13 protein-coding genes are annotated in these 12,971 nt (G+C 33.6%); all 13 read left to right on the forward strand.

All coding sequences use genetic code 11. The features are described 5' to 3' along the window. Positions 1 to 182 precede the first annotated feature (182 nt). Positions 183 to 1,175 carry an ABC transporter ATP-binding protein gene (locus EGX96_RS08810; protein WP_000061734.1) on the forward strand — a complete coding sequence of 331 codons (993 nt, stop codon included), beginning with the start codon at positions 183 to 185 and terminating at the stop codon, positions 1,173 to 1,175. A 2-nt stretch (positions 1,176 to 1,177) separates the two neighbouring features. Next, complete coding sequence (locus tag EGX96_RS08815; protein ID WP_001080087.1) at positions 1,178 to 1,996, forward strand: ABC transporter permease; 819 nt, start codon at positions 1,178 to 1,180, stop codon at positions 1,994 to 1,996. A 1-nt stretch (position 1,997) separates the two neighbouring features. Next, positions 1,998 to 2,783 carry an ABC transporter permease gene (locus EGX96_RS08820; RefSeq protein WP_000170564.1) on the forward strand — a complete coding sequence of 262 codons (786 nt, stop codon included), beginning with the start codon at positions 1,998 to 2,000 and terminating at the stop codon, positions 2,781 to 2,783. Positions 2,784 to 3,407: 624 nt separating this feature from the next. Continuing rightward, positions 3,408 to 3,713: a hypothetical protein gene (locus tag EGX96_RS08830; protein ID WP_000533775.1), complete on the forward strand. Its 306-nt coding sequence runs from the start codon at positions 3,408 to 3,410 to the stop codon at positions 3,711 to 3,713. After that, the gene (locus tag EGX96_RS08835; protein WP_000859501.1) at positions 3,713 to 4,561 is read left to right on the forward strand and encodes a hypothetical protein; all 849 of its coding nucleotides are present in this window, start codon (positions 3,713 to 3,715) and stop codon (positions 4,559 to 4,561) included. Before EGX96_RS08830 ends, EGX96_RS08835 begins: the two co-directional genes overlap by 1 nt. Further along, on the forward strand, positions 4,558 to 5,280 hold the full coding sequence (fabG, locus tag EGX96_RS08840; RefSeq protein ID WP_000861303.1) for a 3-oxoacyl-ACP reductase FabG: 723 nt from the start codon (positions 4,558 to 4,560) through the stop codon (positions 5,278 to 5,280). Before EGX96_RS08835 ends, fabG begins: the two co-directional genes overlap by 4 nt. Beyond that, complete coding sequence (locus EGX96_RS08845) at positions 5,273 to 5,578, forward strand: phosphopantetheine-binding protein (RefSeq protein ID WP_000611493.1); 306 nt, start codon at positions 5,273 to 5,275, stop codon at positions 5,576 to 5,578. Before fabG ends, EGX96_RS08845 begins: the two co-directional genes overlap by 8 nt. Continuing rightward, positions 5,562 to 6,038, forward strand: coding sequence for a 3-hydroxyacyl-ACP dehydratase FabZ (gene fabZ / locus EGX96_RS08850; RefSeq protein WP_000164166.1), 477 nt, complete (start codon positions 5,562 to 5,564; stop codon positions 6,036 to 6,038). The genes EGX96_RS08845 and fabZ overlap by 17 nt, the downstream gene beginning before the upstream one ends. Next, positions 6,028 to 6,957 (forward strand): ABC transporter ATP-binding protein, encoded by a 930-nt coding sequence (locus EGX96_RS08855; RefSeq protein ID WP_000403526.1) that lies wholly within the window; start codon positions 6,028 to 6,030, stop codon positions 6,955 to 6,957. The genes fabZ and EGX96_RS08855 overlap by 11 nt, the downstream gene beginning before the upstream one ends. Continuing rightward, complete coding sequence (locus EGX96_RS08860; RefSeq protein ID WP_000462408.1) at positions 6,950 to 7,828, forward strand: ABC transporter permease; 879 nt, start codon at positions 6,950 to 6,952, stop codon at positions 7,826 to 7,828. The genes EGX96_RS08855 and EGX96_RS08860 overlap by 8 nt, the downstream gene beginning before the upstream one ends. Next, positions 7,825 to 9,828 (forward strand): hypothetical protein, encoded by a 2,004-nt coding sequence (locus EGX96_RS08865; RefSeq protein WP_000650743.1) that lies wholly within the window; start codon positions 7,825 to 7,827, stop codon positions 9,826 to 9,828. The genes EGX96_RS08860 and EGX96_RS08865 overlap by 4 nt, the downstream gene beginning before the upstream one ends. After that, positions 9,825 to 10,778: an aminomethyltransferase family protein gene (locus EGX96_RS08870; RefSeq protein WP_001092618.1), complete on the forward strand. Its 954-nt coding sequence runs from the start codon at positions 9,825 to 9,827 to the stop codon at positions 10,776 to 10,778. The genes EGX96_RS08865 and EGX96_RS08870 overlap by 4 nt, the downstream gene beginning before the upstream one ends. Beyond that, entirely contained in the window at positions 10,775 to 12,970 is a 2,196-nt protein-coding gene (locus EGX96_RS08875; protein WP_000118223.1) for a beta-ketoacyl-[acyl-carrier-protein] synthase family protein, read from the forward strand. The genes EGX96_RS08870 and EGX96_RS08875 overlap by 4 nt, the downstream gene beginning before the upstream one ends. Position 12,971: the final 1 nt, after the last annotated feature.

The following is a 12,971-nucleotide window of genomic DNA, read 5'->3' on the forward strand; positions in this document are numbered from 1 at the left end:
GAAGGCTAAGTTGGCCTTCTTTTTTATTCAATATTAAGCAGTAACACCATCTAAGAAAACGTTTGCATTGAATTTTTAATTGTGCTATAATAAATAGCTGTTAATCATTATTATAGTTTAATAATCTAACTGTCGAGCTGATTTAAGCTATAAAAATACTGTTGAGTAAAAGAGGTATTAATATGTCAATGATTGAAGTTTCTCACCTTCAGAAAAATTTTATAAAAACCGTTAAAGCACCAGGGTTAAAAGGAGCATTTCAATCATTTCTTCGTCCTGAAAAACACACCTTTGAAGCTGTTAAAGATTTAACATTTGATGTGCCTAAAGGACAAATTTTGGGATTTATTGGAGCGAACGGTGCAGGAAAATCTACAACAATTAAAATGTTAACTGGGATTTTAAAACCAACTTCGGGCTTTTGCCGTATTGATGGCAAATTGCCACAAGAAAACCGACAAAATTATGTTAAGGATATTGGAGTCGTTTTTGGGCAACGTACGCAGTTATGGTGGGATTTAGCTCTACAAGAAACCTATACAGTGTTAAAAGAAATCTATGACGTTCCTGATAAAGAATTTCGCAAACGCATGGCTTTTTTAAATGAGGTTTTGGAACTAAATGACTTTATAAAGGATCCTGTTAGAACTTTGTCTCTCGGACAGCGTATGAGAGCGGATATCGCAGCTTCTTTATTACATAACCCAAAGGTTCTTTTCTTAGATGAACCCACCATTGGCTTGGACGTTTCAGTGAAAGATAATATCCGACGTGCAATCACACAAATTAATCAAGAAGAAGAGACAACGATTTTACTAACGACACATGACCTCAGTGATATTGAACAACTTTGTCATCGTATTTTTATGATTGATAGAGGACAAGAAATATTTGATGGCACAGTTTCTCAGCTAAAAGAGACATTTGGAAAGATGAAAACTCTTTCTTTTGATTTGCGCCCAGGACAAGAGCATATCAGCTCTAGTTTAATTGGAAAGTCGGAGATTAATATTAAACGTAATGACTTAGTTTTAGATATTCAGTATGATAGTTCTCGCTACCAAACTGCTGACATAATTCAGCAGACATTAGCAGATTTTTCTGTACGTGACCTTAAAATGACAGATGCGGATATTGAAGATATCATTCGTCGCTTCTATAGAAATGAGCTATAAGGATGAACAGAATTTGGAGACGTTATAAACCTTTTATTAGTACAGGAATCCAAGGATTAATCACATATCGTGTTGATTTCATCCTTTATAGGATAGGTGATGTGATAGGAGCATTTGTTGCATTTTATCTATGGAAAGCAGTTTTCGATTCCTCAAGTCAATCCTTAATCCAAGGTTTTCAGCTGTCAGATATGATTCTCTATATTATTATGAGTTTTGTGACTAATTTATTAACAAGAACTGATAGTTCATTTATGATAGGTGACGAAGTAAAAGACGGTTCAATTATTATGCGACTCTTACGTCCAGTTCACTTTGCTGCTTCCTACCTTTTCATGGAGATTGGTTCTAGATGGCTCATCTTTTTAAGTATAGGGGTACCGTTTTTGCTTGTTATTACGGGGGTACGCCTCTTCTTGGGGACTGATTTGATTCAAGCTATAGTGTTAGTGGTATTTTATATTATTAGCATTATTTTAGCTTTTTTGATTAACTTCTTTTTTAATATTTGTTTTGGCTTCTCGGCATTTGTTTTTAAAAATTTATGGGGGTCAAACCTGTTAAAAAATTCGTTAGTCGCATTTATGTCGGGGAGCTTGATTCCTCTTACTTTTTTTCCGAAAATCGTTGCTGATATTTTAGGATTTTTACCATTTTCATCTTTAATTTACACACCAGTAATGATTATTATTGGTAAATATGATGGCAGTCAAATTGTGCAAGCCTTACTTTTACAAATATTTTGGCTAATAGTAATGGTAGCTTTATCTCAATTAATATGGAAAAAAGTACAGTTGCATATCACTATCCAAGGAGGTTGAGATGACAAAATATCAGCGAATGCACTTTATTTTTATTAAACAATACATGAAGCAAATCATGGAGTATAAAATAGACTTTTTTGTAGGCGTTTTAGGAGTATTTTTAACACAAGGGTTAAATCTTTTATTTCTGAATGTTCTTTTTCAACATATCCCTTCTTTAGAAGGATGGACTTTTCAGCAAATAGCTTTTATTTATGGTTTTTCTCTCCTCCCAAAAGGAATTGATCACCTTTTCTTTGATAACTTGTGGGCTCTTGGTCAAAGGCTTATTCGAAAAGGAGAATTTGATAAGTATTTAACCAGGCCGATCAGTCCTTTATTTCATGTCCTAGTTGAAACCTTTCAAGTAGATGCATTGGGGGAGTTATTGGTTGGTTTTATTCTGTTATCTACCACAGTATCTAGTATAAGCTGGACCGTGCCAAAAGTATTATTATTTATATTTATTATCCCCTTTGCAACTTTGATTTATACCTCCTTGAAGATTGCTACGTCAAGTATCGCTTTTTGGACCAAACAATCTGGTGCTGTTATCTATATTTTTTATATGTTTAATGACTTTGCTAAGTATCCTGTCGCAATATATAATAATCTATTGCGTTGGATCATTAGTTTTGTCATTCCATTTGCTTTTACAGCTTATTATCCCGCTGCTTACTTCTTACAAGATAGAAATGTCTATTTTAATATTGGTGGGGTTATCTTGATTTCCTTGATTTCTTTTATGGTATCACTAATACTTTGGCATAAAGGAGTAGAAGTATATGAGAGTGCGGGTTCTTGATTAGTAAGGCAAGCCATTAATTTTTTTGAGTGTTTAGAAGTTTTAGGCTTACTAACTTAGCTTTGTTAGTGATGATATACTCCCCTTATAGTGTCTAGTGAATTTTTGTTTTTTTACTGTCCACTATAAGGGGAGTATATCAGGTGAAGAGGGACTATTAGTGTTGAGAATAATGTCCCTCATAGAACAATAATTACCATATCTTTACCAAAATAAAGTTAAAAACGCTCTTAGATGTGCTTTCTAAGAGCGTTTTTTGGTCTATAAAAGGTAAGCAAAAAGCAGATGTCATTTATGAAAGTGTTGACAAAGATGAAATACTTTGTTACTATTTTAACATAATAATGATATTTTAATTAGAGTGTGAATTTATAATTAATTTTTATAATGTTTATTTTAAATTTAAACTAATGTTTATAGCAGTGTTTTACTCATGATTTTGTGAATTCAACACTTAAGTCATGACCTCATTTTAAAGAGTTTCAGACGACACAGAAAGGAAGAAAACATAAGAAAGGCAATGCACGGCTTGTCCATAGTAGTGTTTGAAGTAGATGTTTAGAAATATTTTATTTTCCAACAGTACTGATATCAGAGCGAAGATGATTAGTTGAAGGTGATAATATGGGACGTTCTAATATTTTGAGTAGGTGTGAACAATGTTCTGATAATCAATGTGGCTTGTATAAAACGCGGCTTAAAGACAAGTTACTATTAGTAGTCCAACTGGTTGGAAATATTAGGTATTCTGAGTTTCTTACGGAAGGTGGTGTATATCATAAGGGAGAAACCTTGTTGGAAGTTATAACCTTAGGAATTTCTTATGAATATAAAAGTTATGGGGATATCAAAGTAATCAAGAAGTACTGTGCTGATGGCAGTGTCGTTGATTATAACATGCCAATACTATTAATGGAAAGGATTGAATAATGAAAACAGTAATAATATATGGAGGACAGGGTAATGTTCAGTCAAAACACCTTTGTCAACTAGTTAAAACTCCAAAAGGTGAAATTCTTTTTTCAAAGTTACAAGCAACTGATTTAGAATCATATCAGTTAATGATGGATGTCATTAACCACAAGGTAAGTTTAGACAATGTTCATGCGTCTATGTTAGCAAATTTTTTATATAATGATTGGCTAACAAACGATGAAAAAATAGTATCTGGGATAGGATTTTCAGCTCATAGCGCCGGTATTTTCAATGTGTTATATGCTAGTGGTAGTACTAGTTTTGAAAACATTATTCACTTTATTAAACGTCGTGCCCAACTTATAGAAAATTGTCATGTGTCTGAAGAGCTTTGGCTTTTGATGGTTGAAAACATTGATATGTTTAGTAAGGATGTTTTAAAAGAACAGTCTGAGAAAGTAAAATTAGCTATTATTACTGATGATAGAGCTGGTGTAATTGCTATGGATCAAGTCAACCGTTCTTTCTTTGATGACGTGATGACTAACAAAGGTTATTTTTATAAATTAAAGCAGTTAGGCGTAAAAGCACCATATCATACTGATTTTTTAAATGAATCTAAAGAGCAGTATAAACAATTGATTGAAAGCCTAGATATTTCGCAAAATGATGACTATGACTATATTTTTCATTGTGATCAATTGGTAGATGAAATTTTATATCAGTGGACCAATCTCTTTAACTGGCGTGCGATTAAGGAAACTATCATAGAAAAGGATGCGGAGATTATTGATATTTCTCCTAATAGGTTTATTTCTAGTCAGTTGCAAAAAATGAAAAAGAGGGGGAGGAAACAGTTATGAAAGTAGCAATAGTTACTGGTGGTACCAGAGGAATTGGAAGGGCTATTACAAAAGAGTTATACAAAGAAGGTTACAAAGTCATTGCTATTTATAATAGCAATGATGCTAAGGCAAGAGCTTTACAAGAGGAGTTACCAAAATTAGACGTTTATAAATGCAATATTTCAGATGCAAAAGCAGTACAAAAATTGGTGACTAAAATTTTTAGAGAATATGGCGGTATTGATTGTTTAGTTAATAATGCTGGTATTGTTAGAGATGGCTTTTTCTTGATGATGTCTAAGGAAAAATGGATGGATGTCATTAACATAAATATTATGGGGCTAGTTAACATGAGTAAAGCCGTGTTAAAAATCATGAAGGCTAAGCGTATACAGGGAAAGGTTATCAATATTTCTTCAACTAGTGGTATAGCAGGGCAGATAGGGCAAGCGAACTATTCAGCAACGAAAGGCGCTATCATTTCCATTACTAAAACTCTAGCGAAAGAATTTGCATCAGATGGTATTACGATTAATTGTGTAAGTCCAGGATTCATTGAAACAGATATGACAAATGAATTGCAAAATAAAGAAGAGCTAAAAGAGCATCTTATTCCTCTAAAAAGGTTTGGACAACCTGAAGAGGTGGCTTGGCTCGTAAGCTTTTTAGCAAGTGAGAAGGCAAACTATATTACAGGAAAAAATATTGTGATTGATGGAGGAATGATTAATGATTAACTGGGCTGAAGAACGTAAAATAATAAAAACACGTCAAGAAGTAGTTGATGAAATTAAAGGTATTTTGATTGACTCTTTAATGTTGGATATTGATAAAGATCTGATTATGAATGATCAACCATTATTTGGTCGTGGATTAGAGCTAGACTCTATTGATGCCCTAGAACTGTCAATAGGGATTTCAACAACGTTTGGTGTTGAACTAAATGATGATGATATTTCAATATTATCATCAGTAAATAGACTAGCAGATTTTGTGATTGAAAATAGTGAGGATATAGATGACCAAGCTAAGTAGTGAAGAAATTATAAAAATGTTACCTCATCGCTATCCGTTTCTAATGGTGGATAGAGTGCAGAGTTATAAAAAAGGTATCATTGAATGTCGTAAGAATATTACTATCAACGAACCTTACTTTCAAGGACATTTTCCACAACGTCCTATAGTTCCGGGTGTTTTGATGATTGAGATGGCAGCTCAATCTGCAGCTTTACTTTATATTTTAGATGCACTTGATGGTAGCCTCCCCTCTCTTGATGAATTAACAGCAGAGAAAATAGCAGAAAAAGTAGGTTATTTAGCCAGTGTGAAGAATTTCAAATTCAAGAAAATTGTTACTCCAGGAGACCAGCTAAACATTACATGTAAATCTCAATCAAAATTGGGGCATCTTTTAGAAATTCAAGTCGTTATTAGAGATGAGAATAAAAAAGAGGTTGCCTCAGGAAGGATGTTGGTATCAGAAAATGGAAATTAAACTCAAAAATATTGGAAAAAAATATGGTTCTTTTGAAGCATTGAGAGACATTAATCTCATCTTTGAAGAGGGAAAATTTTATGGCCTTCTTGGACCTAATGGAGCTGGTAAAACAACTTTATTTAACCTTTTAATTCAAAATTTTAAGCAAACGTCAGGCGATATTAAGTGGGAGGTGGATGGAAAACCTCTATCTATTAAAGATTTTTATCGTCACATTGGTATTGTCTTCCAAAGTAATCGCTTAGATGATAATTTAACGGTTGAGGAAAATCTAATTTCTAGAGGTGCTTTGTACGGTTTATCTAAATCACAAGTACGTAATCGCCTTAAAGATCTTCAAACGTATCTAGATATCACAGCAATAAAAAAACAAAAATATGGCAGTTTATCAGGAGGTCAAAAACGAAAAGTTGATATTGCACGCGCCTTGCTGCCACAACCTTCTCTATTATTATTAGATGAACCAACGACTGGTTTAGACCCTCAATCTCGTCGCGATTTATGGGATGCTATCGCACAACTAAATCAACAATCGCAGATGACAGTTGTACTAATTACTCATTATCTTGAAGAAATGTCTGCTTGTGATGTTTTAAATGTTCTTATTGAAGGAAACATTTATTATTCGGGAGATATTAAAAGCTTTATTGAGCAACATTCCACAACAAACTTGAATGTGGTATTGAAACCAGAAAAGTCATTAGACCAACTTTCGATAGCTGATTTTGTTAATAAATGTCAAGTCCTTTCAGAAAGGGAGATAGTATTTAAGGATATTTCTGTTGAGGAAATGATGCAGGTTATCTCAGACAATCAAGATAAATCTATTATTGAGACATTTAATGTTGAATATTCGAACTTAGAGGCGGCGTATCTCAACTTGCTTAGAGAAAAAGAAAGGAAAAACAATGTTTGAACTAATTTCTAGAAATCGTAAAGTTTACACGCGAGATCGGTTAGCGTTTTTCATGTCTTTTTTATCAGTTATTATCTTAATTTTGGTCTATCAGATTTTCTTGGGAAAAATTCAATTAGATGCTATAAAAGCAGCATTGAGGAGTAATACAGTATCCAGTGATACTATTCACATGGTTAATTATTGGCTCATTGCAGGTTTGACGACTATTATTTCAATGACTAGTACATTAGGTGCCTTTGGAGTTATGGTGTCCGACAAAGAAAAAAAATTAAATGAAGATTTTAAGGTCAGTCCTATATCAAATATCAAAATTGAATTGTCCTATGCTATATTTGCCGTTTTATTTGGTATTGTCATGACGATGTTCTCTTGCATCTTTGCTATCGGTATTTTTAACGGCTTTAATTCCTTGCTAGAGTATTCAGCTATGGATTATTTAACTATTTTAGGGATCGTTTCCTTAGGGACTGTTTTATCTGCGGCGATGATTTTACCTATTTTAGCCTTTATTCATACTAGTTCAGCTTTTACGACTCTTAGCACAATTGTAGGGACTTTTATTGGTTTTATTTCAGGAGTATATCTCTCAATTGGCTCGGTAGGAAAAGCATTACAACAGGTTATGACATGGTTTCCATTGACTCAAATCAATTCTCTTTTGAAACAGGTCTTAATGAAGGGTTCTATTGCGAAGGTATTTGACAAAGCCAACGAAGCCACTGTCTCTAACTATAAAGAATCATATGGTGTTGTTTTGCGTAATGCTGATGGAGAAAGGCTGAGTAATCACTTTATGTTGATTTATATCATTGCCCTCATTCTTATTTTATTGGCAATTCATTTTATTATTAAAAAGGTTAAAAAATGAAAGATGATAATAAATTAAAGATTTCTGAAGCTTCCTTAGAAGATTATTCTGAAGTGGTTCATTTATTTAATAGGAATCATGTTTATCAATTTCCAGACGGTAGGCCTTTAACTGTTGATGACCTTGATTTAACGTTAAAAGTTAAAGAAGTGACACATTTATTTTTACTGAAAAATCATGGTGTTTTGATTGGAACATCAGCTTTCTTTAAATTTATTACCTATGGTTGTTTAGATTGGAATAGTAGCTTTAGTGGTTTTCTTTTAATTGATTCGAAAAGTCGTAGTGGACAGGCAATCACTTATCTATATAAAACTATCTTAAAGAAGATAACAAAACTGAAGTTTTCTAATATCTATACCGAAATCAGTAACTACAATAAACCCTCCTTAGCTTTATCAAAATTGAATGGCTTCAAAGAGTATGATAAGACATATGAAGACATACTGCATTGTCGATCATTGCGTAGTCACCTCCCTAAGATATTGAATACGTTTCGTATTTCGAATTATTATGGTAAAACATACGACATATCAACTTTTCAAATTATGGAGGAAATTGAAAATCCCTTGGAAGAGGAGACAGAAATTAGGACCAAAGTCTCTGATGAAGAAATATTATTTAAAGCAGAAGATAGTGCTTCACTTCCTTATTATTTAAAAATGAGCTTGTTTCAAATGGAAATTGCTAAGTTAGATAACCGTTATGTTTTACAAGTTGACTTTTTATCGGAACAAGTAAAGAGGGTTCGGGTTAAAACTGGAAAATATCACTTGGCAAACTTAACGAGGGCTCACCCTAGCCTAACTTTAAGTCGTTTTGCCAATTATTATTACATTCAAGCAACTGTGGAAACCCTTTATGGTAATATCGATGTTCAACTGGAACGTCGAAAAAAGCATTATAGAGATGCAACTATTTGTCTTAAGAGAACTTTTCAAGGTTATGATTTACTTATCTCTCCAAATGGCAGCCTTATTTTTGAAAAGCAGAAAAGAAAGATACTTGAAGATAGTTTTTTGATTTTTAGCCAACCTTTGGACAAGAAATTAGTTGTAAAAGAAGAAGAAAATCACATTACAATCAAATGTTTCTATCAAGGTGCTTTAATTGAGAAAATCATGACATTTACAAGTGACGAAGAAATCACTTGTGTTTATAAATGTAATCAAAAGGCTAAAGAGATGTTCCCAAAATTATTGAAACAGACTTTCAAGTTACACTGCCAAGAGCAGTTGATTAGAGATAGTGAAGGTTATCTTGTGAATGTTCCAGGAAGTTACCCGATTGAGCATGATGATTTTCTTCGAGCAGATAAGTTTGAAGATAGACAATTCCATTATTACCTCCCGAATGAAGATAAAATGATTTCCTATTCTCCTCCTGGCAAAGCCAGCAATCAAATGCAATTTAGACCCTTATGTCTTATTGATACAGATAGCCTTTCTTTTCCACTGACTTATCATTTTAGGATTTCACAAGCATCATCGGAGGAGGCGTTAATCAATCTAAAAAAACAGCCAATATGGGACAGCAACTACCAAGCGTCAGCAACTGACCTTTTAAAACATATCTCTAACCTAACATTAGAAGAAGAGAAGGATTATGGCATCAAGAGAATGATAGCTAACAGAAAGCATTATCCTAGTCACAAACTGGTTTTAGCCTATAATCAGATTGTTTTGCCTAAGAATGAAATTCCAAGAGACAGTGAATTATATTCTATTTCTTTTGATTATCGAATTAGAGGAAAGTTTGTCCAAATCCGCCAAGGGGAACATGTCAAATATGATAATAAATCCTATGTTTTGGAAAATAGTCAACAATTAGTATTGTATGTAGCTAGCGATGATAAATATATACTAATTTCTGCTAAAAATGGAATATTTTATTCTTACAAAGAGAACAATCATTTAAAAATAAGGTGCATGTTTAAAAGGAACTCACCTTATGCTACAAATGTGAGCATTACAGAATATAGAAAGTGTGAAGAAAAATGAATACTATTTATAATACATTGAGAACAGATAAAGGTTATAAAGTTTATGAGGGGTATTTATATGAAATTACTGGTGAAGAATGTGAAGAAGCCTTAGACCTTGTGATTCCTAAGAATATTGTATTTGCAGATACAGATACTTGTGGCTACACTTTTTTACTCAATGAAGATGGAACAGTTTATGATGATGTGACTTTCTACAAATTTGATGATAAATATTGGTTGGCTAGTCATAAAGCTTTGGATTCTTATTTAGACAACATCAATTTTGACTATACCGTAACAGATATTTCTGACGAGTATAAAATGCTGCAAATTGAAGGAAGATATTCGGGAGAAATTGCTCAGTCATTTTATGAATATGATATTTCAACACTTAATTTTCGTACTTTGATAGAGATGACTTATAAAGGTGAGAAAGGTTATCTTGCTAGATTTGGTTTTTCTGGAGAATTTGGCTATCAATTTTTCCTACCATCTTCTATTTTTGCTACTTTTGTTTCGGATGTCTGTGAAGGTATAGCAGAGTATGGGGATGAACTTGATAGATATTTAAGGTTTGAAGTGGGACAACCCATTACTGATATTTATCAACAAGAAGAATATTCTTTATATGAAATAGGTTATTCTTGGAATCTAGATTTCACAAAGGAAGAATTTAGAGGTCGCGATAGCTTGTTAGAGCACATCAGATCAGCAACAGTTAAAAGTGTTGGATTCTCAACGAAGGAAAAACTCGCTTCAGGAACACCAGTGCTATTTGATGACCAAATTGTTGGAAAGATTTTTTGGATAGCAGACGAGAAAGACTCTTCGGAAAATTACCTAGGTTTGATGATTGTTAACCAAACATATGCTCATTCAGGAGTTACTTTTGTAACAGAAGATGGCCAAATTTTGAAAACACAATCAAGCCCTTATTGTATCCCAGAAAGTTGGAACAAAGAATGAGCGTATATGTTAGTGGAATAGGAATTATTTCTTCTTTGGGAAAGAATTATAGCGAGCATAAACAGCATCTCTTCGACTTAAAAGAAGGAATTTCTAAACATTTATATAAAAATCACGACTCTATTTTAGAATCTTATACAGGAAGCATAACTAGTGACCCAGAGGTTCCTGAGCAATACAAAGATGAGACACGTAATTTTAAATTTGCTTTTACCGCTTTTGAAGAGGCTCTTGCTTCTTCAGGTGTTAATTTAAAAGCTTATCATAATATTGCTGTGTGTTTAGGGACCTCACTTGGGGGAAAGAGTGCTGGTCAAAATGCCTTGTATCAATTTGAAGAAGGAGAGCGTCAAGTAGATGCTAGTTTATTAGAAAAAGCATCTGTTTACCATATTGCTGATGAATTGATGGCTTATCATGATATTGTGGGAGCTTCGTATGTTATTTCAACCGCCTGTTCTGCAAGTAATAATGCCGTAATATTAGGAACACAATTACTTCAAGATGGCGATTGTGATTTAGCTATTTGTGGTGGCTGTGATGAGTTAAGTGATATTTCTTTAGCAGGCTTCACATCACTAGGAGCTATTAATACAGAAATGGCATGTCAGCCCTATTCTTCTGGAAAAGGAATCAATTTGGGTGAGGGCGCTGGTTTTGTTGTTCTTGTCAAAGATCAGTCCTTAGCTAAATATGGAAAAATTATAGGTGGTCTTATTACTTCAGATGGTTATCATATAACAGCACCTAAGCCAACAGGTGAAGGGGCGGCACAGATTGCAAAGCAGCTAGTGACTCAAGCAGGTATTGACTACAGTGAGATTGACTATATTAACGGTCACGGTACAGGTACTCAAGCTAATGATAAAATGGAAAAAAATATGTATGGTAAGTTTTTCCCGACAACGACATTGATCAGCAGTACCAAGGGGCAAACGGGTCATACTCTAGGGGCTGCAGGTATTATCGAATTGATTAATTGTTTAGCGGCAATAGAGGAACAGACTGTACCAGCAACTAAAAATGAGATTGGGATAGAAGGTTTTCCAGAAAATTTTGTCTATCATCAAAAGAGAGAATACCCAATAAGAAATGCTTTAAATTTTTCGTTTGCTTTTGGTGGAAATAATAGTGGTGTCTTATTGTCATCTTTAGATTCACCTCTAGAAACATTACCTGCTAGAGAAAATCTTAAAATGGCTATCTTATCATCTGTTGCTTCCATTTCTAAGAATGAATCACTTTCTATAACCTATGAAAAAGTTGCTAGTAATTTCAACGACTTTGAAGCATTACGCTTTAAAGGGGCTAGACCACCCAAAACTGTCAACCCAGCACAATTTAGGAAAATGGATGATTTTTCCAAAATGGTTGCCGTAACAACAGCTCAAGCACTAATAGAAAGCAATATTAATCTAAAAAAACAAGATACTTCAAAAGTAGGAATTGTATTTACAACACTTTCTGGACCAGTTGAGGTTGTTGAAGGTATTGAAAAGCAAATCACAACAGAAGGATATGCACATGTTTCTGCTTCACGATTCCCGTTTACAGTAATGAATGCAGCAGCTGGTATGCTTTCTATCATTTTTAAAATAACAGGTCCTTTATCTGTCATTTCGACAAATAGTGGAGCGCTTGATGGTATACAATATGCCAAGGAAATGATGCGTAACGATAATCTAGACTATGTGATTCTTGTTTCTGCTAATCAGTGGACAGACATGAGTTTTATGTGGTGGCAACAATTAAACTATGATAGTCAAATGTTTGTCGGTTCTGATTATTGTTCAGCACAAGTCCTCTCTCGTCAAGCATTGGATAATTCTCCTATAATATTAGGTAGTAAACAATTAAAATATAGCCATAAAACATTCACAGATGTGATGACTATTTTTGATGCTGCGCTTCAAAATTTATTATCAGACTTAGGACTAACCATAAAAGATATCAAAGGTTTCGTTTGGAATGAGCGGAAGAAGGCAGTTAGTTCAGATTATGATTTCTTAGCGAACTTGTCTGAGTATTATAATATGCCAAACCTTGCTTCTGGTCAGTTTGGATTTTCATCTAATGGTGCTGGTGAAGAACTGGACTATACTGTTAATGAAAGTATAGAAAAGGGCTATTATTTAGTCCTATCTTATTCGATCTTCGGTGGTATCTCTTTTGCTATTATTGAAAAAAGGTGAT

Origin of the sequence: Streptococcus sp. FDAARGOS_520 (assembly GCF_003812685.1) — a bacterium.
In the GTDB taxonomy this organism is placed as follows: domain Bacteria; phylum Bacillota; class Bacilli; order Lactobacillales; family Streptococcaceae; genus Streptococcus; species Streptococcus agalactiae.

What these genes read in the sequence shown, in the direction of transcription:
- EGX96_RS08810 (WP_000061734.1), top strand. Translation starts at nt 183, where the DNA reads ATGTCAATGATTGAAGTTTCTCACCTTCAGAAAAATTTTATAAAAACC.
- EGX96_RS08815 (WP_001080087.1), top strand. Translation starts at nt 1,178, where the DNA reads ATGAACAGAATTTGGAGACGTTATAAACCTTTTATTAGTACAGGAATC.
- EGX96_RS08820 (WP_000170564.1), top strand. Translation starts at nt 1,998, where the DNA reads ATGACAAAATATCAGCGAATGCACTTTATTTTTATTAAACAATACATG.
- EGX96_RS08830 (WP_000533775.1), top strand. Translation starts at nt 3,408, where the DNA reads ATGGGACGTTCTAATATTTTGAGTAGGTGTGAACAATGTTCTGATAAT.
- EGX96_RS08835 (WP_000859501.1), top strand. Translation starts at nt 3,713, where the DNA reads ATGAAAACAGTAATAATATATGGAGGACAGGGTAATGTTCAGTCAAAA.
- fabG (WP_000861303.1), top strand. Translation starts at nt 4,558, where the DNA reads ATGAAAGTAGCAATAGTTACTGGTGGTACCAGAGGAATTGGAAGGGCT.
- EGX96_RS08845 (WP_000611493.1), top strand. Translation starts at nt 5,273, where the DNA reads ATGATTAACTGGGCTGAAGAACGTAAAATAATAAAAACACGTCAAGAA.
- fabZ (WP_000164166.1), top strand. Translation starts at nt 5,562, where the DNA reads ATGACCAAGCTAAGTAGTGAAGAAATTATAAAAATGTTACCTCATCGC.
- EGX96_RS08855 (WP_000403526.1), top strand. Translation starts at nt 6,028, where the DNA reads ATGGAAATTAAACTCAAAAATATTGGAAAAAAATATGGTTCTTTTGAA.
- EGX96_RS08860 (WP_000462408.1), top strand. Translation starts at nt 6,950, where the DNA reads ATGTTTGAACTAATTTCTAGAAATCGTAAAGTTTACACGCGAGATCGG.
- EGX96_RS08865 (WP_000650743.1), top strand. Translation starts at nt 7,825, where the DNA reads ATGAAAGATGATAATAAATTAAAGATTTCTGAAGCTTCCTTAGAAGAT.
- EGX96_RS08870 (WP_001092618.1), top strand. Translation starts at nt 9,825, where the DNA reads ATGAATACTATTTATAATACATTGAGAACAGATAAAGGTTATAAAGTT.
- EGX96_RS08875 (WP_000118223.1), top strand. Translation starts at nt 10,775, where the DNA reads ATGAGCGTATATGTTAGTGGAATAGGAATTATTTCTTCTTTGGGAAAG.